Below are 22044 nucleotides of genomic sequence, written 5' to 3' on the forward strand. Positions count from 1 at the left end.
CAGTTACTTGAGGCCCAATACATCCTGCATATCATACAGGCCGGCAGGTTTACCGGCCAGCCAGCGGGCGGCACGGACGGCACCGCCAGCGAAGGTATCCCGGCTGCTGGCCTTGTGCGTCAGCTCCACCCGCTCGCCCACATTGGCAAAAACAACAGTGTGGTCGCCAACGACATCACCACCCCGGAGAGCGTGAACGCCAATCTCCTTCGGAGTCCGCGCCCCCACATCCCCAAACCGGCCATGCCGGCAGTCCTGATCGTATTCAAGACCCCGAACATCCGCGAGGATCTCCACAAGAGTGCGGGCCGTACCGCTTGGCGCGTCCTTTTTCATGCGATGATGCATCTCAATGACTTCCAGGTCAAAATCAGGCCCCAGCAGCTCCGCAGCCTTGCGGGTCAGCCAGAAAAGCGTATTCACGCCAACACTGAAGTTAGAGGCAAAGACAATCGGCAGCGTCTTTGCTGCCTCTTTGATCCGGGCCAGTTCTTCACTGGTGTGGCCCGTGGTGCCGATGACAAGGCTTTTTTGAAGGCTCAGGGATTCGGCAACCAGTTCATCAGTGAAGTGATGGGAGGAAAAATCAATGGTGCAGTCACACAGCGCCAGGGCCTCCGCCAGGGAATCCCCCACGTCAATGCCAGCTCCCACCGTCACACCCTGGGCCTCCGCTGCACTGATGACAGCCTGGCCCATCCGGCCTTTGCAGCCCGTCACAAGAAGTTTGAAATCGCTCATAAGAGCCGTGGAGATAGCCAGTTCTCAGTTCAATGCAACTGGCAGTGCAAATGCGGCCAAAACAGCCTTGGCAACCGCCGAATTCACATTATAAGAACTCCGTGACATTTACCGAGCTGAAGAACCTGATTGCTGAGTCCAATGAAGATGGCATTGATAGCTAGTAAAGGCTTGAATTCGCAATCTCCGGGTTTTCGTCACACATTATCTCCAAATTGCTGGCATGTCAGTTGCAGGAAGCAGGCGCGATGAGTATGTACTTCATTTGAACCATGAGCCGACTCGATCCGACTCGTTTATGCAATCCACCCTGAAAGAATATCCTGATGTGCCGGAAAACTTGCTTAGCAAAGCAACCTTGATCCGCGAGGTTGAGGATGCATTTCTTAGACTTTTCACTGAGGGTAAAATCCATGGCACAGTGCATACATGTGTGGGGCAAGAATTCAGTGCGCTTGCCTTCGCTGGTCAGCTTAAAGACGGAGATGTGGTATTTTCAAACCATCGTGGTCATGGACATTTCCTGGCTTTTACAGATGATGTGGAAGGATTGATCGCGGAATTGATGGGAAAGAGAAGTGGTGTGTGTTCAGGAATTGGTTCCAGCCAGCATCTTTGCGCCAAAGGCTTTTTTACAAATGGAATTCAAGGGGGAATTGTTCCATGCGCGGCGGGACATGCATTTGCGCAACAATTGCAAGGATACACGAACCGGGTTGGCGTGGTGTATATTGGCGATGGCACACTGGGTGAAGGAGTCGTTTACGAAACATTCAATCTCATTTCCCTGCTCAATATTCCGCTGCTGGTTGTCTGTGAAGACAATGGTGTCGCTCAAAGTACTCCACGCACACGTTCTCTGGCTGGCAGCATCACTGAAAGAGCTGCGGCTTTTGGAATTCAAGTTTGGAGCGGTTCTACACAAATTCCTTCGGATCTATACGCCATCGCATCAGAAGCCATCGAGCATGTAAGATCCCGGCAAAAGCCAGGCTTTTTTCATGTCATTACAGAGCGTTTGAATTCGCACTCAAAAGGTGACGATGAACGCTCTTCAATGCTGGTGGCAAAAATTCGTGATGAAGACTACCTTAACCGTCAGGCTACTAAAAACCCTCCTCTGATAAAGCAGCTGAGGCTAGAAGCACAAAATCGGATCAATGCAGCGGTCGAACGGGCGGAAAACCATTCGGCCCTCCGAATTGAAGAGTACCTGGCTTTTTCAAAGCCCGGACACTGTAACTATACCTGGGAAGCGATGAATTTTCCTTCGGACGATGTCCGTATGGTGACCTATATGCAGGATGCCTGGAATGCAGTCATGTCTGAATTTCCGAAGGTAGTGATGATTGGTGAAGATATTCTTTCCCCATATGGAGGTGCGTTCAAGGTCACCAAAGGGCTTTCTGACAAATATCCAGACAGGATCATCAGCACACCGATAAGTGAAGCCGCAATTACGGGTCTAGCCAATGGACTTGCATTAGCGGGAATGATTCCTGTCGTTGAAATTATGTTTGGAGACTTCATCACGCTGTCTCTAGACCAGCTCATCAACCATGCTGCCAAATTTCGGCACATGTATTCAGGAAATGCCACCTGCCCTCTGATTTTGCGCACTCCCATGGGAGGGGGACGAGGATATGGCCCTACCCATTCCCAATCATTGGAAAAACTGGTCGCTGGCATTGATACGGTCATTACAGTGGCTCCAAATGTCCTTCAGTCGCCAGAAAAACTAATACGCAGCGCGGTGGAATCAGACAATCCCGTGGTCATCATTGAAAACAAACTGGACTATGGCCGCCGAATAGTTCGTCCAAATCTCCCGGGTTATGACGCGGAAACCAATGATGCGCCGTTTCCATCCATCCGACTGACACCCCATGGAACCCGTGCAGAATTGACCATTGCAACTTATGGCGGGATGGTGACGACAGCCATCGAAACGACAAGACTGCTGTTTGCCGAGCATGAGATACTTGCAGACATCATCATTCTGACCCAAATAGGTCCTATCGATGTGCAACCGATCATCACTTCGATTGAGGTCACTGGCAAACTTGTCACCATTGAAGAAGGCTCTCCAACCTGCGGTGTAGGAGCGGAGATTATTGCTCAGACCCTTGACAAGGTGCCTCACACCAAAACTCTGCGCCAAGGAGCGCTGCCAGTTCCCATCCCGTCACCCCCAGCCCTGGAAGCGCAAGTGCTTCCCAGCGTCCAAGAACTTGTGCTTCAAATTGCCTCTTTTTTCCATGCCTGATTTTACCCCAGTTCCAGTACCTCAGGAGATCGCCAATGACGACACGGTGCGCATTGTCACACTGCCCGTTGCTGAAGGAACGCACATCAAAGCCGGGGACCGCCTTGCCGAGATTGAAACCTCCAAATCAAGCATGGAAATTACATCACCCGTTGACGGATGGGTGGAACTCAAATGCAAATGTGGCGAAGATGTCCCTGTAGGAGAAGCGATAGCCCGTGTCCATGAAAGCCAAAGCGCTTACTTATCTGCGGTTAAACCTACAGTGAAGAGCACTGCTCCGGCTGCATCGGAGGCTCACACAACTGTTTTTTCATTGGCCGCTCAGCTTGAGACAGAGAAAAACGGGCTTGATCCGGCAAAGTTTAAGTACCTTGCATTTGTCAGGAAGCAAGACATAGAAGCAGCCATCTCAAATGCTCAGACTGATGAGCAGACGCCAACCGGGTCACAGGAGATCGTTGAACTGAATCCCCCTTTGCAGCAAACTTTTGGTGATGAAATGACATTCCTGGAGCTTCTGAGAGCGGATGCCTACAGAATTAATGGCCGGGATGATTTTGGAGAACTCTTCCGGCAGTGGAGAACTAATCCGGCCTTCCAATATTTAATATGGTTTAGAATGGCACAAGCAGCCAGGAAAAGTCCTCTCCTGAAATTCTTCGTCTATCCAGTCGCTGTCTGGCGCATGGTGCAATGTCATTATCAATCTGGAATACGCATTCCACTAAGCGTCAAAGCGGGACCTGGACTTTTGATTGGCCATTGGGGCGGGATCTGGATCAATCCAAACTGCACATTTGGCTCCAATTGCAGTTTAAATAATGACATAAACATGGGAGAAGCAGGAGGATCCGGACTCCGGGGAGTTCCTCAACTCGGTGACAATGTCTATATAGGACCGGGCGCTCGACTCGCCGGAGCCATAACGTTATACCAGGAATCTTCAGTGATGGCCAATACTGTAGTCACTTCAGATCTGCCCCCTGGAGCCATTGCGCTGGGAGTTCCTCATAAAATCACCGGCCATCAAAAAATTAACCGCTTTGTCTCGAACCGCTGGAATTCAAACATATCCAAAATGGAGTGAACAATGGCGCTTCACCATCTTGGTAGTGAACCTCTTTAGCGATCATGAAACCTAAAGTCACATTTGAAGTTTTTCATCTCCTGGTTAAGAAAACCTACCGGATCACAGGCCTTGGTTCCCCAAATGGAGGGCCTAAGGTTTGTTGCACTGACTGCGGTTTTTCTTGGTTATTCCGACTTTTCCGTGTGATCGGTAATGTGCAATAATGGTTAGCCCAAGAGTTCTTCCGGTGCAAAACCATGAAGAATGGCTATAAAGATGTATTGACACTAATGCATGGGAGAAACTGCTGGGAATCAAAGCACCGTGGAGCGTGGCGGAAATGGCGGTGGATGTCGAGAATAAGGAAGTCATCGTTCGGGTCAGATGCGACCGCACGGCCTGGTTCAATGAGCAGCACCAGCTGCATGTGCATGGATGGGAAAAACGTTGCTGGCGGCACCTGGACCTGTGGCAATACCGCACCATCATTGAAGCGGAAGTACCGCGTCTGCGCGACCCGGCCACCGGAGCCACAGAAACCGCGCAGTGCCCTGGGCCGAGGGGCTGAGCCGCTGGCCCCTTCAGTTTGAAGCCTGGGCCATCGATGTGCTGCAGCACACGCGCAGCATCAGCGACGGAAGCCTACCGCTGAGGCTGGGCTGGGACGCGTGCGACCGGATCATGAAACGGGGCGTGGAACGAGGTCTGCAAAGGCTTGTAACTGTGCAAGTGAGGCTGGTGGGCATTGATGAGAAAAGCTTTGGCAAAATCCATGACTACATCGCCATGATGAACGATCTACAAGAAGCGCGGGTGCTTGAAGTTGTTGAAGGAGCCGGGGCAAAGGAAATAGAAGCCTTCTGGGAAACGCTGCCTGATGAGCTGCGGGAAAGGTGGCGGCCGTGGCCATGGACCGGGGCAAAGCCATGATCTCAGGCACCCGCAAAGCCGTCCCGCAGGCAGCCATCGTGCATGACCGCTTCCACATCAGTGCCGAACAGAACAAAGCGGTGGACGAGGTGCGCAGAGCCGATAACAAAAAGCTCATGAGCGAGGGGGACCAGAGGCTCAAAGGCACCAAATACCAGTGGTTGAGCAGGCTGGAGAGGCTGGGGGAGAATGCCTTGAAAAGCTCTGCGAGCCTGGTGCAGATCAACCTCAAAACCAGCCGTGCCTGGGAGCTGAAGACGATTTTTGAGGGGTTCTGGGGGCAGCCTGACAAAGAGAGCGGGAGCGCCTTTTTCAAGAAGTGGAAGAACCGAGCGGTCAGATCGCGGCTGCCGCATTTTTGGCAAGCTGGCCAGGAGCCTGAAGTCAAGTTTGGAGGAACTGCTTAACTACTTGGACTGGCGCATCAGCAATGCGATGAGTGAAGGATTCAACAGCCTGATCCAGCAGCTCAAGGCTGCCGCAAGAGGCTTCCGAAGTCTTGCTAGCTACCGAGCACGCATCCTGTTTTTTGCGGCAAACTTGATCTCAAACCCACTTAGTGACCACACGCTAATCTCGGAAGAACCAAAAAAATGATTCGAGAAGCCGAGATGAGCGTGAATTGATAAATTCAGCTTACTGGAGTGGGGGGGGCTTCCTTCTTGACGCTTGCGGGGGTGTAATAGTAGCTGGCGTAGTTGTAGTATGTGTACTCCTTCAGGCTGGTGGAGGCGCGGTTGAGGATGACGCCGCCGACATTAACCTGGCGCTCATAAAGGGAATCCAGAGCTTTGCTGCTGAGACGGGCGATGGTGGAGGACATGCGGACGACGAAGAGGACGGTATCCAGCTTAGGGGCAAAGCTTCCAGTGTCATCTGCAACAAGCACAGGGGCGCTGTCGAAGACGACATAATCGTATTCGGCACCCATTTCATGAAGGACTTCCTCGGCCTTTTTGGACAGGAGCATCTCAGAGGTCTGATCGTAAACTTCTCCACGAGGAAGAAGGTGCAGGTTGCGGGTGCCGGTCTCCTGAACGGCATCACGCCAGTGCAGGCTGCCACGCAGGACCTCGGTCAGACCAGGAGTGTTGGGAAGATTGAAAAGCTCGCTCACACCGCCACGGCGGAGATCGCAGTCTGCCAGCAGGACGCGGGATCCGCCAAGCGCAAGAGTGATGGCCAGATTGGAAGTAACGGTGGTTTTTCCCTCGTTAGGCACAGCACTGGTGACGAGGATGGTTTTGGGCGGTTTGCCATTCCAGTTTTTGAAGAGGATGGAGGACCGTATATTGCGGAAAGCTTCGGCGTAGAGGTGGCGATCGTCGTTGGGCTGGAGAAGCTGCACGTCGCCACGCTGGCGCTGGTCTGGCACCTGGCCGAGAACAGATTCATTGGGGAAGAGGGCCTGAAACTCGCTGAATGAATTCATGCGGTCATCCAGGTGATCGAAGATGAGCAGGATGAGAACACCCGCTCCGAGCCCCAGAATAAACCCGATGGTGAGAGGCTGAATCCATTCCGGATCTGCTTTCAGGGCAAGTGAAGCATGCTCCTGGATGGCGACGTAATCCGTCTGGATATTCTGCAACTGCTGAAATTCCTGTACGCGCTCAAACATACGGTCATGGGCCAGCTTGGTGGCCTTGAACTCTTCCTCAAGGCGTTCATGCTCAGCGAGTTTGGATCCGAGTTCGAGAGCTTCTTTTTCCTGGGCGATGAGCTGCTGGTCGAGACCGCGGATGCGGCGCTCAAGATCGGCTTGCTGGCCGCGAAGCTCTTTGATGATTTCCTCCTGAAAGTTAGCAAGCAGAGCTTTTTCGAACTCGATCTGCTCATCCACTTCAACGACCGAAGGATGCTGTGCCTTAAAGGATTTCAGAAGTTTGAGGCGCTCATTCTCGAGCCGGATAATGCCTTTGCGAGTCTCAAGATAGTCACGCTCAACGGAACTGAGCCCCACATTCTGGGCTGTCTCAACTTTTGGGGCGCTAGCGTCAGCCCCTAAATCTGAGGGTGTGCTGCCCAGGGCTGGCCCCTGCATGCCTCGCTCGCGGTTGATCATGGCGTTATCCACATCTGCGAGCGCGAGATTGATGTCATTGAGATTGGTTTCCAGCGCCTGTTTCTGGATTTTGAGATTGATCAGGAAGGCTGCGGATTCGTTACGTCCGTTGGTAAGAGTAACCACGTTATTGGCCTTGCGGAAGGCTTCCAGCCGCGCCCCTCGCTCTTCGAGTTCTTTGCTTTTGCGAACCACAGTTTCGGTAAAAGTGATGAGGGCGCGCTCAAGCCCCTGCTCGCGGATGGCCTGCCTGGAGTTAACAAACTCCTCCAGAAGAGCTTCAAGAAAAAGCTGGGTATATTTCTGCTCGGCTCCGATGGCGAACACGTTAAAGATGGCAGAACCCCGAGTCTGGTTGACTTTGATTTCAACCTCAGAATCCTTCATTTCGGGATAGAGCCCCTGGACACGGCTGAGAGCGCGTTTCTTGAGGTCGGCACTTTCCAGGGTCTCAATGATGGTCCCATAAAAGTCCTGCATCGTCTCCTGCCAGTTGAGATCACCTTGGGCAACCATCCGTCCACCGGCAACAAGCTTTGCCAGGGAGGTATAATTCACCGGCTGATTCATAATGTTCAGCGCGGCAATGCAGACACCGATGCTGGCAGTCAGCAACAGGAACCACCAGCGGCGGGCGAGGAGAATTTTATATCGCTGAACCTTGGCCGAAGTCTCATGAATCCGGTGGAGATTGTTGGACGGGTTCTGGCCAGGAAGGGCCAGGGTGGGGTCCATGGGGAAAGGGGGCGGATTATTCACGGCAAAAGGCGGGATTGGAACGCGGCTAAGTTCAAGAGGGCTGTCAGGATGCCATGTTTCAGCGCGTCGCGCACTGGAAAAATCAACTGACAGACTGCTTCAGAGACCTCCACACCCGCACCTGCTCAAAAATTCACTTTTTTCTCGTCCACGATCAGCACATCGTTGTTACGGATGTAAACATCATATTCGAGATTTCCCTGACGCATGATGCTGTCTAGATTGACAAGAATGGTCTTGTTTCCCTGGGGAGTTTTGCGAACGAGCTTGACTTTTTGAGGATTGGCAAACTGGGCAAAACCGCCCGCACGCAGGATGGCCTGGCTGATGGTGATGTCCTCATCCTGGGGAAGTTCGTATTTGCCCTGGCGAAGCACCTGGCCGTAAACCGTAAAGAAATCAATATCGCGGCTGTCAATACGGATCCGTGCATTCGGATCGTCCTGACGTTTGAGGTCAATGGCCACCACAACAGTCGCCGAATTATAATAATTTTGCTCAAGACGGCGTTTAACCTCAAACGCAAGCTGCCTGCAGGTACGTCCCGAGGCTTTGACAAGGCCTATGTGGGGAGCATTAACCTCCCCTGTGGCACCGACTCTCATCTGCTGGGGAGCCCCCCGGTCTTCAACAACACGCATGCTGATCAGGTCGCCAGATTCGATGATCTGGGTATCATCCAGAACGTCCATGGAATTCAGGACTGCCGCAGAGCGGGCAACATCACCTGTCGGAACCGGAGCTGGGGCGGCCGTACGACGCTCATCGTATTCACGGTATCCAGGGTCTTGAGCTAATGAAATCGCAACTGAGGAAAACAACAGGATAGCACAATTGCGGAAGGCAGACATAGTCGGAAAAGTGAACAATATAGGGAACGGTTGCCAATGCCTGATTGGACTTAGAAATTGTAGTTGAAACCGAGGATGAAACGATTCTGCTCAAAGTCCTGGCTGTCTGAGATATCAAGCCCCGTTCGCACATCGGTCAGGAAGAAACGATAACCCAGAACCATGTTAGCTTTGGCTGAAAGGGCATACGTGACATCAAAATTGAGTGCATGTTGGTCAAAGTTCCCCGCTGTGGCAAAATCACCTGCTGCGTCAGTATCGGTGCGGCCAAAATGGTAACCCGCTCCGAGGGTCACTTTGGAGTTGAGACGATGAGAGACGTAAAAGTCCAAGCCATACTGACTCAGATCCTGGGCATAGGCACCGCCAGATCCGTCCGCCTGCTCATAATAGCCGCTGACCGAAATGCGGCTGCCTTTCCAGGCGATGATGGAAAGACCATAGTTGACGTAATCGGAGGTAATGTAGTTGGAAGTGACGTTGAGTGAGGACTCGTGGCCGAAGGAAAGAGACTGGCTGACGCGGGAATTCAGCTGGTTGCTGATAGTGACACCGTAGTAAAAGTCGCTGAGGTCAGAATTGTCTTCGTTGGTCAGAGGAATGTCAGTGGCATACCCACCCCCGGTAGGACGGCGGAAGAATTGCCGGGCAGGGTTGCCTGTGGTACGGATGTCCTTGAAATCGAAGTTCTGGTAACCTGCAGCCAGACGGATGTACGTTTTGTCGCCAACAGGGAGGACGAAGAATGCACCGAGATTGCTGAGTGTGCCGTCATTGTTAAATCCGCCTGCGTATTGAAGACTGGTGATGCCTCCTTCAAGCCCCGCCACCCAGGTGCCGCTGGGGCTGAAGGTCAGAGATCCATGGATGGAATCTGTGGTGCGACCGAAATTGGAGGTGTTGTTAGCAGGGTCGGCACCTTGATTGTTGTCTGTGCCGAGAGGGTCTGCATAGGAATGCATGTAGTTCATGGACAGGGTCCACGCGGAATTGATGCGCCAGTTGGCAGCCACACCTGTGTCGTTTTGCAGAACGCCGAAGACCTGATTACGGGTCAGGGCAAAGTCATTTTGAGCCGCAGGCCGCACTGAAGTGCGGTTGTAAACGGTGATGAATACGGGACCGGCTTTGATGTCAAAAGCCAGGGTGCTACCAGGAAGAACGTTGAGGACGAACCCATTGTTGCCGTAAGGGGCGAGGTCCGGATTGTTGAAGTAATGGTCAAACCCGATGGCGGTGGTGAGGGAGAGACGGTTGTTCTGAGTGATCTGGTAGTTGGCATCAATGTTCAGCAATGTGGTGCTGATGACATCGTCCTGGGGATTCGTTCCAGAGCGGTTGATGTTGTCATTGTATTCGAAGCCCTGGTAGAGGCCAAATCCAATGTTGATGGGACCTACACGCACGTTGCGGCGGCCATTCAAAAAAGGATCGGAGATGTAGGTGGGAGCGAAGAAGCCTGTCGGCGAGGCGTATTGGCCGGCGTAGTTCGTGTAATCACCAACGGTTCGGGCGGCGAAGGCACTGCTGCCGCTGCGAACGGAGGGACGGCTTACTTCACGGGCAGATTCATAGTCGGTCGTGCGCTGGCCCATGGCGGTATCCGTGCTGCGATACATACCGCTATCATAGTCATAGGTGACATCACCATCGCGGGTGCCAGTGCTGGATGTCGCTGCACTTTCAGCTTTCTGACGGCTGCGCAGGTCATCAAAGAACAATCCAGTCTGAGTGGGAGATGCGCCATACTGGGCCTGCACGGATGAGATTCCGATCAATTGCACCACGCCTAAGGCAATGGCAATCAACGTAGAACGGTATGGGATTGGGGGGCGTGCAGACATACGTAAAGGGAGCATGGCGGAGATTGGGGGATAAATTCCGATTCGCTAAAAAGTGATAAAAGCAACTGTGATGCCGCTTGTCTATCCTAAAAACAGTCTTTTAACTCCGGGCAACGTGCAAAATGTCACTTTTCTACCATTTCATGCTGATTTTCAGCCTGTTTTGGCCTTTTAAAGGATTTTATCGTTAATGACAATCGGCTGAGATTCAAGGAGCTAGAGAAGACTCCATAGCGGTCATATCAAGCCATTTTTGGCGGTTGAGAGCAGACCGCGGATCTCCAAAATCGAGTTCGAGCTGGATGTCTCCCTGACGGCTTGAAAGCAAATCCCGACGGCGTACGTAGGGGGTGCCGTCAGCATGGATGACGTGCTTGAGATGACGAAAGAGACGGGACATTTTGGTCTGGCGTTGTTGATTCATGGCAAGTGAAGGTGGAGCGGTCATTTAGTTCAAGTGAACAGCTTTTGCAACACTCATTTGAACAGCAGTCACATTTGTTCCAAATTTTGTCTTCTTCGTTGACGATTTCAGCCCGTAAGACTCTGTCTTGCCATGCCAAATGTAAAAAACCGTCTCACCATTCCCGAATACGCGATGGCCCTGGCCCATGTGGCGAGCCTGCGATCCGAAGATCCGTACCGGAAGGTGGGGGCAGTGGCGATTGATTTTGACAACCGGGTGATCGGCACGGCCTACAACGGACTGGCACCTGGGTACATCGCGGAACCGGACTTTTGGAGTGACCGGGATGACCGGCGCAAGTACATGCTGCATGCCGAGGTGAATCTGTGCAGCCTTTTCACCCGTGGGAATGTGAAGCTGGTGGCGTGCACGACGAAACCATGCACGAGCTGCATGCAGATGCTGTGCGCTTATGGCATCAAGGAGGTCTATTATCGAGATGACTATCCGGAATCAGAAGCGGATGCGATTGCGAAGAGATACAGCATCCAGCTCGTGCAGATCACGGATTACCCGCAGATTGTGTCGCCCTTTGATCCGCCGGCGGTCTAATTCACAAAAACGGGCTCAAAAAGCCAGGGTGCCGCTGGCAGAGACCCATTTGCCTTTGGTGACGATGCGGTCCCACCGGACGCCCAGCGTGGTGGCGACGGCAAGGCAGGGCTCGGCCTGGGATTTCAGGATGCCGGAAACCATGAGAGTGCCGCCGGGACGGATGGCACGGCAGATTTGGGGAAACCCTGCCTCCAGGATGTCATAGAAGATATTGGCAATGACGATGTCGTACTGCTCCCGGGCTTTCCATTTGAGAATGTCCGTTTCGGTAAACTTGATGTCGGGGGTGCCGTTGCGGACGGCGTTTTCCTGAGAGACCTCGACGGCTTTGGGATCAAAATCGCAGCCCCAGACCTTGGAGGCGCCCAGCTTGGCGGCGGCTATGGCAAGAATGCCGCTGCCGCAGCCGAGATCGGCCATTTTCCATGGGCGGTCCTGATGGGGTGCGGCGGCATCCACCAGCATGCGCAGGACGGTGGCCGTGGTGGCGTGATGACCGGTGCCGAAGGCCATGTCGGCTGGAATGGCGATGATTTGCCTGCCTGGATGCAGGGCTTGGGCTTTTTTGAGGTCCGCTGCATTGCGGGCGCTGCAGACGACGAGCTTGCCGCGCACCTGGATGGGGGGAAGCGGCTCAGATGAAAGGGCTGCCCAGTTGCGGCTTTTGACCTCCCGGACGCTGCCGCCAAACATTTTGTGGATGGCGGTGACGGTGCTGCGTTTTTCGGCATAGGCTTCCACGCGGATGGTGGTGCGGCCGGGGACGGCAGTGATGACGAGGCTGAGGTCAGGATTTCCAGCGAAGCGTTCCTCCCAGGCATCGCTCCATTTTTCAGACGACAGCTTGGACCAGACAAACATGAAAATGAGGGAAATTGGCTGAGGGTGCCTTCCAGTTCTTTGTTGTTAGAACTGGAGCGGGTGACGCGATTCGAACGCGCGACATCTTCCTTGGCAAGGAAGTGCTCTACCACTGAGCTACACCCGCTTTTTGGTGGGCCGTGATTCTGGATCAGGATCAGAAAGCTGCAAGCGCAAAGTTGAAGTTTTTGCGCTTTTTTTACCGATCCGAATCCAAAATCAGGCAAACCGCGAAGTCAGGTGAATATTCTCACTGGCACGCAGCCTGAGAGCCGCCATCATGAAACGACATGCCCCCCCGTAAAGAAGTCACCCTCTCGCTGCTCGCGTTCATTATCCTGGTCATCCTGGCGACCGGACTGGCTGCCTCGTACCGTTTTCCGAGTTTGGAACTGCGGCCCATGCATACGGATGAGGCGATCCTGGGGATGAAGCTGGGGGAGTATTGGAACACCGGGCATTTTGAATATGACCCGAAGGATTTTCATGGACCGGCCCTGCACCAGACGAGCATTCTGTGGGGAAGCCTGGCCGGCTGGGATGCCCCGGAGACGTGGACAGAAGCCAACCTGCGTGTAGTGGCGGCTTTGTGCGGTCTGGGTCTGCTTTTGACGACGCTGCTGTTTGTGGATGCCCTGGGGAAGTACGGGTCGGCGCTGGCGATGCTGCTGACGGCAGTCTCGCCCATGATGGTTTTCTACAGCCGGTATTTCATTATGGAGATGCAACTGGTGCTGCTGATCTCCCTGACTCTGGGTTGCTTCTGGCGTTATTCACAGGGTGGGACGCGACTTTGGTTGGTGCTTGGCGGCTGCGCCCTGGGCTTTCAACATGCGACGAAGGAAACCTTTATCCTGAATGTGGGAGCTGCCGTGGTGGGATGGGTGGTGGCGCGATCTTTGATCGGGGACTTTGAACCCCGGCGGGGGAACAGTTTCAAAGTGGGGCCTTCCCGCACGCTGGGCCGGGCCGCACGTCCGTGGCTTTGGGTGCTGATCCCGGCGGCGGTGATTTCGGTGGCATCGTTTTCCAATGGATTCCGTGACTGGGGAGCGGTGGCAGACAGCTTTCTGACGTATTTGAATTATCTGGAGCGCAGCGGGGGCAGCGGTCATGAGAAGCCTTGGCATTATTACCTGACGCTGCTGGTATGGAGGAAGGATACTCTGGTCTGGACAGAGGCGCTGATCGTGGGTCTGGCGCTGGTGGGGATGGCCTTTTCTCTGTTGGGGGATTTCCAGAAGAACCCTGGGAGGCAGGCCTTTCTGGTCTTCCTCTCCGTCTATACCCTGGTGCTGCTGGCCGGGTATTCGGTGCTGAGCTATAAGACACCCTGGTCTATCCTGAGCGCCCAGCACGCGCTGACTTTGCTGGCAGGAGCGGGCGCCCACGCCCTCTGGGCGCATGTGATGCCGGGAAAAGTGATGCGCTGGGGATTCAACCTGCTGCTGACGGCGGGCATCTGGCACCTGTGTGACCAGTCCATCCGGCTGACAGGCACGCATAGCAATCCGCAGTTCGACTACTCGGCAGATGCGCGCAATCCATACGTCTATTCGCACACACAAAAGAGCCTGCTGAAGATGATCAAGGAGGTGAACGATTATGTGGGGGACAAGGCGGAGGAAATGAAAATCCAGGTGATCACCCCGGATTCCGGCTGGCCGATGCCTTGGTACTGGCGGACTTGGAAGAATGTGGGCTATCAGGAAACGGTGCCCGCCTCGCTGGATGCGGACGTGATCGTGGCCGATGCTGAATTTTACGATTTGGTGAAGGCCAAACTACCGCCGGATGCTTACACGGAAAATTATCCCTATGGGCTGCGGCCGGGGATCATTCTGACCCTGTTTTTGAAAAAACCGGAAGTGGAGCCCCCTGCCCCGGCGCCCCCATCTGCGCAGGAAGAGGAGGCTCGTTTTCAAGGGCCGCCGCCACCTCCGCCGGAGGGGACACTGTCCGCCCCGCCCATATTCTCCCCTGCCCTGCCAGCGCTCCCTGGCAGCACGCTGGTGCCTATTCCCCAGCCATGACGGAATACCACCGGTTCAGCCATGAGGCGATGGCCACTTCCTTTGAGGTGATCATTGCGCAGGACGACGTGGATGCCACGTATGCCTCCCAGGCGGCGGTGGCGGTGTTTAGCGAGATTGACCGGCTGGAGGATGAGCTGAGCCGCTTCCGTCCAACGAGTGAGATCGCCCGGCTGAACCGTCTGCGGGCAGGTGAAAGCCTGGCGGTGACGCTGGCCGCCTGGGACTGCCTGAGCCTGGCGAAAAGTGTGCATGCCGAAACGGGCGGGGCTTTTGACATCACCATCGGACCGCTGATGCACCTGTGGCGGACCCCTGACGGCCAACTGCTGGAGCCTGAAGAAGCGCGGCTGGCCCTGGCGAGGCAGAGCGTGGGCAGCGAGCTTTTCGAACTGGAGGAAGACGGCTGCCGGGTGCGCGTGCTGGCGGACCACATGGTCTTTGACCTGGGGGCGGTGGGCAAGGGCTATGCGCTGGACCAGGCGGTACAGGTGCTGCAGGACTGGAGCATCACCAGGGCTTTTTTAAATGCCGGGGACAGCACGCTGCTGGCGCTGGACGGCCCCTCCGGTGAAGAAGCCTGGCCGGTAACGCTGGCGGAGGGGAGCCAGGAAAAATGGCTGACCCAGCAGGCACTGAGCGGCAGCGGATTCATGGTGCAAGGAGCGCACCTGATGAATCCGCGCACGCTGAGACCGTTGCCATTGCAGGACAAACGCAGCTACGCCATCGCCCCGACGGCGGCGCTGTCAGATGCGCTTTCTACGGCATTCATGATCATGAGCGCGGAGGAGATCGCGGAATTATGCGCCAAGTATCCGGGAGTGGAGTGGCTGGAGATTTAACCTGAACTCCGCGATGGATCCGGGTCATCGGGGAGCATACGGGCGGCACCTGCAGGGTTGTGACGCAGCAACGGTCATTTTGCGGCAGTGACGCCGGGGATGGGGACGGGGAAGAGTTCGTTCTCAGCGACTTCTTTTTTCAACAGAGCCACGGCTTGCTGGATGACTTCGGGATGGGCGGCGGAGATGTCGTTTTCCTCGGCGATGTCCTTGGAGAGATCATAGAGCTCCCACTTGCCGGGGGTTTTGGTTTTCTGATTTTGCAGCACGGCTTTCAGGTCGCCCATGCGAACGGCGACCTGGCCGCCGTATTCCGGGAAGACCCAGAGCATGGGGGCGGTGCGCTCCTGCTTTTTGCCACTGGTGAGGGCGGGCCAGAGGCTTTGACCGTCGAGACCTGAAGGAGCTTCAAGGCTGGCGGCATCGCAGAGGGTTTTGAACCAGTCGGCAAAGAAGCCGGGGGTTTCATTGACAGCATTGGCAGGGATGCGACCTGGCAGGCGGGCGATCATGGGGATGCGAATGCCACCTTCATAGACGCTGCCTTTGTAGCCACGCAGGCCAGCAGTACTGTTGAAGAACTTGCCGTCCACACCGCCGACATGGAAATGAGTGGTGGGTGAGCGCGGATGCGTGGTGCCGTTGTCACTGGTGAAAACGACGAGGGTGTTGTCCACGACGCCGGCTTTTTCCAGGGCTGCCAGCACGCGCCCGACATAACCGTCGAGGTCGGAGATCATCGCTGCATAACCGGCGCGCGGACGCGGATGGGGGACGTATCCGTTCTGGCCACGGTAGGGTTCGTCATCCCATTCCTCGGGGAATTTTTCCACAGACTCGCGCGGCGGATGCATGGAGACATGCGGCTCGATGAAGGCGAGGTAGAGGAAGAAGGGCTTGGCGGCATTGCCTTCGATGAACTTTTCTGCCTCGGCGATCATGAGTTTGGGCGCGTAAGTTTCGCCGATCCAGTCGTCCATCTTTACTTCGCCTTGGGGCTGCTTGGCATGGCCGGGAACAGGCTTTTCATTGATAATGATCTTCTCCGTGTTGCGCCAAAGGTGCGGGGGATAAAAGCTGTGGGCGACGCCCTGGCAGTTGTAGCCGAAGAAAAGATCGAAACCCTTTTTGTTAGGCTCGCCCGTGCTGCCGACTGGGCCCAGGCCCCACTTGCCCATCGCCCCGGTGGCGTAGCCGGCCTTTTGGAATACCTGGGCGACGGTCACGGCCTGTTCCGAGATGGGATACTGGCCTTCATCGAATTCCGGGAAATATTTCTGCACCTTCAGGTTGCCGCGAATTTCTGCATGCCCGGCGTGCTTGCCGGTCATCAGCATGCAGCGTGCGGGGGCGCAGACCGGGGCGCCCGTGTAGTGCTGGGTGAAGCGTGAGCCTTCCTTGGCCAGGCGGTCCAGATGCGGGGTGGGGATCTTTTTCTGGCCGTAGCTGCCAAGCTCCCCCCAGCCGAGGTCATCGGCGAGGATGAAGACCACATTCAGCGGTTTTTCGGCAGCCGTCAGGCCGGCAGTGGCGAGGCCTAAAAAGCCCACGATCAGGAAAAGGGAACGCAGCGGTTTCATCCTTTTCTGAACGTGGGGCCGGAGCCAAATCACACGTAAAGTTTACCGTAGGACTCCTTGATTTTGGCCAGCCATTCATCCTGATCCATGGACCAGTAGAGGTTGGAAAAAATCTCGACCTCGCGATGCCCCTGGAAGCCGGTGGCATCCACCCAGTCGGAGATCTGGCGGATGGGGATGCAGCCTTCCCCCATGAGGCCACGGTCATTCAGCAGATCGGCGGTGGGAGTTTTCCAATCACAGATATGAAAGGCAAAGAGGCGCTTTTGGGCGGCGGTCAACTCAATCTGATGCTTCAACTCCGGGTCCCACCAGATGTGATAGACATCGGCGGCGATGCCCACCAGTTCCGGGGAGCCGAGGGCATCGCAGATGTCATTGGCCTGGCGCATGGTGTTCACGGCGCTGCGGTCATCCGCATACATAGGGTGCAGCGGCTCGATGCCCAGCTTCACGCCCGCCGCTTCGGCATCCGGCAGGACGGCGGCGATGCCATCGGTGATTTGTTTTCTCGATTCTTCCAGCGGTTGGCCGGGGACGGCTCCACACACCAGGACGATGAGCGGGGCTTCCAGCTCATGCGCCTGCTCAATGCAGCGGCGGTTGTCATCAATGGCTTTCTGGCGGGCCTCAGCCGTGGAACCGGGAAAAAATCCGCCCCGGCAGAGACTGACCACATCCAGGCCGGATTCACGGGCATGCCGCCCGACGGCGGCAGCATCGCGGCCTTCCAGATTGTATCTCCAGAAGGTGATGCCCTGAACGTCAGCCGCAGAGTACTTTTGGATGCATTCTTCCGTGCTCCAGTGCTTGGTGGTGATGGTGTGGACGCAGAGGCGGTGCATAGCCACGATAAAGCCTGGGAAGGGACGTTTTGTCCAGTAAATGGTTGGCGATCCGCGTCCAGCCCTTACAGGGTTAGGTAGCGCCCTCAGAGCCTGACCTGTCAACCGTTGGCATTGGTATGCTGAAAGGCCTCAATGGCCTGTCTGGCTTCCATTTGAATTGGGGGAGGCAGATTAAATACGATACAGGTTCCACCATCGGTGCAGACCTGTAGATGGCCGCGGCGGATGCTGCGAACTTCAGACCATAAAATGTGGGTGACCAAATGACCGTCACGGAAAAGTGAAATCCCGTCTGATGCAACCACGTAGCGGCGACCGAATATTCGTGCAATCCCATAAAGCCACAAGATCGCAAGCATAATGGCCGAAGAAGCAATTGAAACGGCAAGCGCCTCCTGCCAGCCTCTTCCGCCAATAAGTGCAGCCAGAAAGAAGGAAGCAAACGCAAAGGCGGTCACACGGAGGAAACAAACCTTCACGCTGGCGGTATCGGTGCGAAACTCGCAGATAAATGTCGGAGGTGCGCTCATAAGGCGACACAACTTTCCAAAGCACAGACTTTGTGATTAGCGGGCTGCCCACACCTTGGCATTTTTCCCAGCGCGGACGAAATCAGGACTGTGGGGAACCTGTATCTGTGCCGGCAATCTTGGTGCGCATGTCGGTATCGGCGGAGATGTTTTTGTAACGGGCGAAGTCCATGATGCCGAGGTTGCCGTTGCGGAAGGCTTCGGCCATGGCCATGGGGATCTGAGCTTCGGCCTCGACGACGCGGGCGCGCATTTCCTGGGTGCGGGCGGACATTTCCTGCTCCACCGCGACGGCGGCGGCACGGCGGACTTCGGCATTGGCCTGGGCGATCTTTTTGTCCGTCTCGGCCTGCTCGGCCTGGAGCTTGGCACCGACGTTTTCGCCCACGTCAATGTCGGCGATGTCAATGGAGAGGATCTCGAAGGCGGTGCCTGCATCCACGCCTTTGGTGAGGACCAGCTTGGAGATGCTGTCGGGATTTTCGAGCACGGATTTATAGGAAGGGGCGGAGCCGATGCTGCTGACGATGCCTTCACCCACACGGGCGACGACGGTTTCTTCCGTGGCACCGCCAATAAAGCGGTCCAGGTTGGTGCGGACAGTCACACGGGCACGGACTCGGAGGGAGATGCCGTCTTTGGCCACGGCATCAATCTTGCCGCCACGGCCCATGTCGTTGCTGGGGCAGTCAATCACCTTGGGGTTGATGCTGGTGCGCACGGCTTCCAGCACGGTTTTGGTGGTGCCTTTGCAAGCGAGGTCAATGGCACAGGCACGTTTGAAATCCAGAGGGATGCCGGCCTTGTCCGCCGCGATGAGAGAGAGTACGACGTGGGTCACCTCGCCACCGGAGAGGTAGTGGGCTTCAAGCTGGTCCGTGCTGATGTTGAGCCCGGCCTTGGCGGCGGTGATGCGGGTATCCACAATCAGCGCATTGGGAATGCCGCGCAGATACATGGCCAGGAGATTGACAATGCTGACCGGCGCATTGGAGATGCGGGCACGCAGCCAGAGGTTGAAAAACTTGGCGACGATCAAAAACAGGATGATTGCGACGATAATTGCGCCGCCGACGAGGAGGAGTTGGAAGTTGGGCATAGTGTTGGGTTAGGTTACGAGGGATTTGGAATGAGTCGAACAACAAGATTGCCAGGTTCGCTGCCAGTAATCCGGACACGGGCTCCTTGGGGAGCAAAGCCGTCTTCGCAGCGCACTTCGCGCCGGTTGCCATTGAAGTCCACCCGTCCAAGAGGGCGCAGTTCAGTCAGTGTGGTGCCTTCGGTCCCATTGGCCAGCAGCATCGGTTGATCAGGGGATGGGATGGTCTCCTGCAAAGTGAAAGAATTGTGCCAGAACTTGATGGCAAAAAAGCGCAGCCACACCAGTTGCAGCACCACGGTGCCCACGACAATGCCGCAGGCCAGCGCACTGCGACCCCAGGCCGGCCAGTGGGAAAAATCGTCGGACCACAAAACCAGAATGACTCCGGTAAGAACGCAGAGGGCACCAATCGAACCGGCGATCATGCCGGGCACGAAAGTCTCCAAAATCATCAGGAGAATTCCCAGGATCACGATGATGGCGACGGTGATGACCATGTGTAAAATCATCATGGCGGTTATCCATGGCAGCGTCAAGGTACACTGGTGGTGGAAGCCCGAACACAGTTTTAAAACTTCATCCTTGTTTTGATGAAGAGCCGGGAACACTCAATCCCACACGATGAGGCTGCGGGCAACCTCGCCGCGCTCCAGGGATTCGTAGGCTTCATTGATCTGCTCCAGGGGATAGGTGCGGGTGAGCAGTTCATCCAGCATCAGATGGCCGGACTGATGCAGGCCGATGAGGTGAGTGAGGTCCACGCGAGGGCGGGCGCTGCCGTAGAGGGTGCCTTTGAGGGTCTTTTCCGCATAGACGAGCTGGTTCACGTTGATGCCAGCGCGGGCATCCGCCCGGCAGATGCCTGAGACCACGCAGGTGCCGCCTTTTTTCACGCTGTCGAAGGCCTGTTCGATGGGCTTTGGCAGACCGATGGCTTCAAAGGCATAGTCCACGCCTTTTCCACCCGTCAGGTCCTTGACCGCTTGCACGGGATCGCCCTGGGAGGAGTTTATGAAATGGGTGGCTCCCATCTGGCAGGCCCAAGTTTCTTTAGAAGCAACGGAATCCACGGCGATGATCTGCGCCGCGCTGACCATGCGGGCACCCTGGATGATGTTGAGGCCGATGCCACCGCAGCCAAAAACGGCGACGGTGGCACCGGGCCGCACCTGGGCGGCATACGTGACGGCCCCCACGCCGGTGATGACGCCGCAGCCAATGAGGGCGGCCTTCCAGAGGGGAAAGTCCGGGTCAATTTTAACCACCGCCGCCTCCGGCATGGTGGACAGGCTGCTGAAGGTGGAGACACCGGCGTAATGGCGGATGCTGTCGCCACGGGCATTGCGAAAACGGGTCTGCCCGTCAGGCATGGTGCCGGTGAAGCGCATGGCGGTGCCCATGTCACAGAGGGCGGGTTTGCCATTCATACAGTATTCACAGCGGCCGCAGGAAGCCCGCCAGATGGGGATGACATGGTCGCCTTCCTGCACACTCGTCACGCCTGGACCTACGGCCTCCACGACGCCTGCGCCCTCATGCCCGAGGATGATGGGGCAGGGCATGGGGAGGTCGCCTTTGATGACATGCAGATCACTGTGGCAGACGCCAGCGGCTTTCATCCGCACCATCACCTCCCCGGCCTGGGGCGGGAGCACGGTGACCTCCTCAATAACCATGGGGCGGTTGGATTCATAAAGGACGGCGGCTAGGGCGGTGGACATGAGGCCACTACGCTAGCGCAGATGATCGTCTGACATCCAGCGGCAAGTCAGGTGAAAGCAAATTTGGGCTTCAGCGTTCAACCTTCTTCTCATGATCTTGCGAACCCTTCTTGCCCTCAGCCTTTCTTTCTCTGCCTGTCTTCAGGCAGCCAAGCCGGTGACCCACATTTATAAAAAGGTGGCGGATCGTGAATTGAAGCTCACGATTGTGAATCCGCCGGACTGGAAGGCCACGGACAAGGGCCCGGCGATGGTCTTTTTTCATGGCGGAAGCTGGACGGGCGGACTGCCCAAGCAGTTTACTGAACACAGTGACTATCTTTCCACGCGCGGGCTGGTCTGCATCCAGGTGCAATATCGCCTGCTGAAAGGTCTGCCGCCGGAGACGCCGCCGACGATCTGTGTGCAGGATGCGAAATCGGCCATGCGCTGGGTGCGCAGCCATGCAGCGGAGCTGGGGATTGATCCGCAGCGCATCGGCGCAGGAGGCGGTTCCGCAGGCGGTCATCTGGCAGCCTTTGTCGGCATGGTGGACGGGCTGGACGATCCCCAGGATGACCTGTCTGTCTCCGCCAAGGCCAATGCGCTGGCGCTTTTTAATCCGGTTTTTGACAACGGGCCAGAGAATGGCTGGGGCACAGCCCGGGTGAAGGACCGTTATCCAGAATTCTCCCCTGCGCACAACATTACTTCCGATGATCCGCCTGCCATCATCTTTCTGGGCACGAAGGACAACCTGATCCCGGTGAGCGTGGTGGAGCGCTTCCAGGCCAACATGAAAAAGGCCGGCGTGCGGTGCGAGGTGCGCCTGTATGAGGGGCAGCCCCATGGCTTTTTCAATGCGGGCAAGAAAACTCAAAAATACTTCCACCAAACCCTGCTGGCCACGGACGAGTTCCTCACATCCCTGGGATGGCTGAAGGGCGAGCCGACGCTGAAGGTGGAAAAGTGAGGATTTGAACCCTCAGTATCCTC

General features: G+C 55.9%; 20 protein-coding genes, 1 tRNA gene and 1 pseudogene. 9 read left to right on the forward strand and 13 right to left on the reverse strand.

The window, feature by feature from the left end; all coding sequences use genetic code 11:
• Nucleotides 1-3 precede the first annotated feature (3 nt).
• Entirely contained in the window at nucleotides 4-741 is a 738-nt protein-coding gene (gene dapB, locus WJU23_RS08500; protein ID WP_346332125.1) for a 4-hydroxy-tetrahydrodipicolinate reductase, read from the reverse strand.
• Between the two features lie 298 nt (nucleotides 742-1039).
• Here dapB and WJU23_RS08505 point away from each other — a divergent pair, with 298 nt between their 5' ends.
• The 5 genes and pseudogenes from WJU23_RS08505 (at nucleotide 1040) to WJU23_RS08525 (ending at nucleotide 5606) form a co-directional block, all read left to right on the forward strand.
• On the forward strand, nucleotides 1040-3007 hold the full coding sequence (locus tag WJU23_RS08505; RefSeq protein ID WP_346332126.1) for a thiamine pyrophosphate-dependent enzyme: 1968 nt from the start codon (nucleotides 1040-1042) through the stop codon (nucleotides 3005-3007).
• The gene (locus WJU23_RS08510; protein WP_346332127.1) at nucleotides 3000-4097 is read left to right on the forward strand and encodes a biotin/lipoyl-containing protein; all 1098 of its coding nucleotides are present in this window, start codon (nucleotides 3000-3002) and stop codon (nucleotides 4095-4097) included. Before WJU23_RS08505 ends, WJU23_RS08510 begins: the two co-directional genes overlap by 8 nt.
• A gap of 322 nt (nucleotides 4098-4419) precedes the next feature.
• Entirely contained in the window at nucleotides 4420-4647 is a 228-nt protein-coding gene (locus WJU23_RS08515) for a transposase family protein (RefSeq protein WP_346332128.1), read from the forward strand.
• 221 nt (nucleotides 4648-4868) lie between these two features.
• Nucleotides 4869-5416, forward strand: a pseudogene (locus WJU23_RS08520) (transposase).
• Nucleotides 5400-5606 carry a transposase gene (locus WJU23_RS08525; protein WP_346332129.1) on the forward strand — a complete coding sequence of 69 codons (207 nt, stop codon included), beginning with the start codon at nucleotides 5400-5402 and terminating at the stop codon, nucleotides 5604-5606. The pseudogene WJU23_RS08520 and the gene WJU23_RS08525 overlap by 17 nt, the downstream one beginning before the upstream one ends.
• A gap of 34 nt (nucleotides 5607-5640) precedes the next feature.
• Here the strand turns inward: WJU23_RS08525 and WJU23_RS08530 are convergent, their stop codons facing one another.
• The 4 genes from WJU23_RS08530 to WJU23_RS08545 form a co-directional block, all read right to left on the reverse strand.
• A complete protein-coding gene (locus tag WJU23_RS08530) occupies nucleotides 5641-7809 on the reverse strand; it encodes a polysaccharide biosynthesis tyrosine autokinase (RefSeq protein WP_346332130.1) in 2169 nt (722 codons plus the stop codon).
• 149 nt (nucleotides 7810-7958) lie between these two features.
• Nucleotides 7959-8684, reverse strand: coding sequence for a polysaccharide biosynthesis/export family protein (locus WJU23_RS08535; protein WP_346332131.1), 726 nt, complete (start codon nucleotides 8682-8684; stop codon nucleotides 7959-7961).
• A 50-nt stretch (nucleotides 8685-8734) separates the two neighbouring features.
• Nucleotides 8735-10492 carry a hypothetical protein gene (locus WJU23_RS08540; RefSeq protein WP_346332132.1) on the reverse strand — a complete coding sequence of 586 codons (1758 nt, stop codon included), beginning with the start codon at nucleotides 10490-10492 and terminating at the stop codon, nucleotides 8735-8737.
• 244 nt (nucleotides 10493-10736) lie between these two features.
• Nucleotides 10737-10952 (reverse strand): hypothetical protein, encoded by a 216-nt coding sequence (locus tag WJU23_RS08545; RefSeq protein ID WP_346332133.1) that lies wholly within the window; start codon nucleotides 10950-10952, stop codon nucleotides 10737-10739.
• Between the two features lie 132 nt (nucleotides 10953-11084).
• On the opposite strand from WJU23_RS08545, the gene WJU23_RS08550 reads away from it, so the two are divergent.
• Nucleotides 11085-11546 (forward strand): deoxycytidylate deaminase, encoded by a 462-nt coding sequence (locus WJU23_RS08550; RefSeq protein ID WP_346332134.1) that lies wholly within the window; start codon nucleotides 11085-11087, stop codon nucleotides 11544-11546.
• Nucleotides 11547-11561: 15 nt separating this feature from the next.
• Here the strand turns inward: WJU23_RS08550 and WJU23_RS08555 are convergent, their stop codons facing one another.
• The gene (locus WJU23_RS08555; RefSeq protein WP_346332135.1) at nucleotides 11562-12410 is read right to left on the reverse strand and encodes a 50S ribosomal protein L11 methyltransferase; all 849 of its coding nucleotides are present in this window, start codon (nucleotides 12408-12410) and stop codon (nucleotides 11562-11564) included.
• Nucleotides 12411-12462: 52 nt separating this feature from the next.
• Nucleotides 12463-12537, reverse strand: a tRNA-Gly gene (locus tag WJU23_RS08560).
• A gap of 163 nt (nucleotides 12538-12700) precedes the next feature.
• Here WJU23_RS08560 and WJU23_RS08565 point away from each other — a divergent pair.
• Entirely contained in the window at nucleotides 12701-14443 is a 1743-nt protein-coding gene (locus tag WJU23_RS08565; RefSeq protein ID WP_346332136.1) for a phospholipid carrier-dependent glycosyltransferase, read from the forward strand.
• Nucleotides 14440-15288 carry an FAD:protein FMN transferase gene (locus WJU23_RS08570; protein WP_346332137.1) on the forward strand — a complete coding sequence of 283 codons (849 nt, stop codon included), beginning with the start codon at nucleotides 14440-14442 and terminating at the stop codon, nucleotides 15286-15288. Before WJU23_RS08565 ends, WJU23_RS08570 begins: the two co-directional genes overlap by 4 nt.
• A gap of 74 nt (nucleotides 15289-15362) precedes the next feature.
• Here the strand turns inward: WJU23_RS08570 and WJU23_RS08575 are convergent, their stop codons facing one another.
• From WJU23_RS08575 to WJU23_RS08600, 6 genes are all read right to left on the reverse strand, one after another.
• Nucleotides 15363-16868 carry an arylsulfatase gene (locus WJU23_RS08575; RefSeq protein WP_346332138.1) on the reverse strand — a complete coding sequence of 502 codons (1506 nt, stop codon included), beginning with the start codon at nucleotides 16866-16868 and terminating at the stop codon, nucleotides 15363-15365.
• Between the two features lie 29 nt (nucleotides 16869-16897).
• On the reverse strand, nucleotides 16898-17713 hold the full coding sequence (locus WJU23_RS08580; protein ID WP_346332139.1) for a sugar phosphate isomerase/epimerase family protein: 816 nt from the start codon (nucleotides 17711-17713) through the stop codon (nucleotides 16898-16900).
• 101 nt (nucleotides 17714-17814) lie between these two features.
• Nucleotides 17815-18246, reverse strand: a complete 432-nt coding sequence (locus WJU23_RS08585; RefSeq protein WP_346332140.1) for a hypothetical protein — start codon at nucleotides 18244-18246, stop codon at nucleotides 17815-17817.
• Between the two features lie 82 nt (nucleotides 18247-18328).
• The gene (floA, locus tag WJU23_RS08590) at nucleotides 18329-19345 is read right to left on the reverse strand and encodes a flotillin-like protein FloA (protein WP_346332141.1); all 1017 of its coding nucleotides are present in this window, start codon (nucleotides 19343-19345) and stop codon (nucleotides 18329-18331) included.
• A 14-nt stretch (nucleotides 19346-19359) separates the two neighbouring features.
• Nucleotides 19360-19860, reverse strand: a complete 501-nt coding sequence (locus WJU23_RS08595) for an NfeD family protein (RefSeq protein ID WP_346332142.1) — start codon at nucleotides 19858-19860, stop codon at nucleotides 19360-19362.
• Between the two features lie 96 nt (nucleotides 19861-19956).
• Nucleotides 19957-21069: a Zn-dependent alcohol dehydrogenase gene (locus WJU23_RS08600; RefSeq protein ID WP_346332143.1), complete on the reverse strand. Its 1113-nt coding sequence runs from the start codon at nucleotides 21067-21069 to the stop codon at nucleotides 19957-19959.
• Between the two features lie 91 nt (nucleotides 21070-21160).
• On the opposite strand from WJU23_RS08600, the gene WJU23_RS08605 reads away from it, so the two are divergent.
• On the forward strand, nucleotides 21161-22021 hold the full coding sequence (locus WJU23_RS08605; protein ID WP_346332144.1) for an alpha/beta hydrolase fold domain-containing protein: 861 nt from the start codon (nucleotides 21161-21163) through the stop codon (nucleotides 22019-22021).
• Nucleotides 22022-22044: the final 23 nt, after the last annotated feature.

It is taken from the genome of Prosthecobacter sp. SYSU 5D2, from assembly GCF_039655865.1.
GTDB lineage: Bacteria > Verrucomicrobiota > Verrucomicrobiia > Verrucomicrobiales > Verrucomicrobiaceae > Prosthecobacter.

Bases quoted from the DNA above. Each gene is read 5' to 3' on its own strand.
- WJU23_RS08555 (WP_346332135.1), bottom strand. From the start codon at position 12,410: ATGTTTGTCTGGTCCAAGCTGTCGTCTGAAAAATGGAGCGATGCCTGG.
- dapB (WP_346332125.1), bottom strand. From the start codon at position 741: ATGAGCGATTTCAAACTTCTTGTGACGGGCTGCAAAGGCCGGATGGGC.
- WJU23_RS08570 (WP_346332137.1), top strand. From the start codon at position 14,440: ATGACGGAATACCACCGGTTCAGCCATGAGGCGATGGCCACTTCCTTT.
- WJU23_RS08565 (WP_346332136.1), top strand. From the start codon at position 12,701: ATGCCCCCCCGTAAAGAAGTCACCCTCTCGCTGCTCGCGTTCATTATC.
- WJU23_RS08585 (WP_346332140.1), bottom strand. From the start codon at position 18,246: ATGAGCGCACCTCCGACATTTATCTGCGAGTTTCGCACCGATACCGCC.
- WJU23_RS08605 (WP_346332144.1), top strand. From the start codon at position 21,161: ATGATCTTGCGAACCCTTCTTGCCCTCAGCCTTTCTTTCTCTGCCTGT.
- WJU23_RS08510 (WP_346332127.1), top strand. From the start codon at position 3,000: ATGCCTGATTTTACCCCAGTTCCAGTACCTCAGGAGATCGCCAATGAC.
- WJU23_RS08535 (WP_346332131.1), bottom strand. From the start codon at position 8,684: ATGTCTGCCTTCCGCAATTGTGCTATCCTGTTGTTTTCCTCAGTTGCG.
- WJU23_RS08550 (WP_346332134.1), top strand. From the start codon at position 11,085: ATGCCAAATGTAAAAAACCGTCTCACCATTCCCGAATACGCGATGGCC.
- WJU23_RS08505 (WP_346332126.1), top strand. From the start codon at position 1,040: ATGCAATCCACCCTGAAAGAATATCCTGATGTGCCGGAAAACTTGCTT.
- WJU23_RS08580 (WP_346332139.1), bottom strand. From the start codon at position 17,713: ATGCACCGCCTCTGCGTCCACACCATCACCACCAAGCACTGGAGCACG.
- WJU23_RS08600 (WP_346332143.1), bottom strand. From the start codon at position 21,069: ATGTCCACCGCCCTAGCCGCCGTCCTTTATGAATCCAACCGCCCCATG.
- floA (WP_346332141.1), bottom strand. From the start codon at position 19,345: ATGCCCAACTTCCAACTCCTCCTCGTCGGCGGCGCAATTATCGTCGCA.
- WJU23_RS08515 (WP_346332128.1), top strand. From the start codon at position 4,420: ATGGCGGTGGATGTCGAGAATAAGGAAGTCATCGTTCGGGTCAGATGC.
- WJU23_RS08575 (WP_346332138.1), bottom strand. From the start codon at position 16,868: ATGAAACCGCTGCGTTCCCTTTTCCTGATCGTGGGCTTTTTAGGCCTC.
- WJU23_RS08595 (WP_346332142.1), bottom strand. From the start codon at position 19,860: ATGATGATTTTACACATGGTCATCACCGTCGCCATCATCGTGATCCTG.
- WJU23_RS08545 (WP_346332133.1), bottom strand. From the start codon at position 10,952: ATGAATCAACAACGCCAGACCAAAATGTCCCGTCTCTTTCGTCATCTC.
- WJU23_RS08530 (WP_346332130.1), bottom strand. From the start codon at position 7,809: ATGGACCCCACCCTGGCCCTTCCTGGCCAGAACCCGTCCAACAATCTC.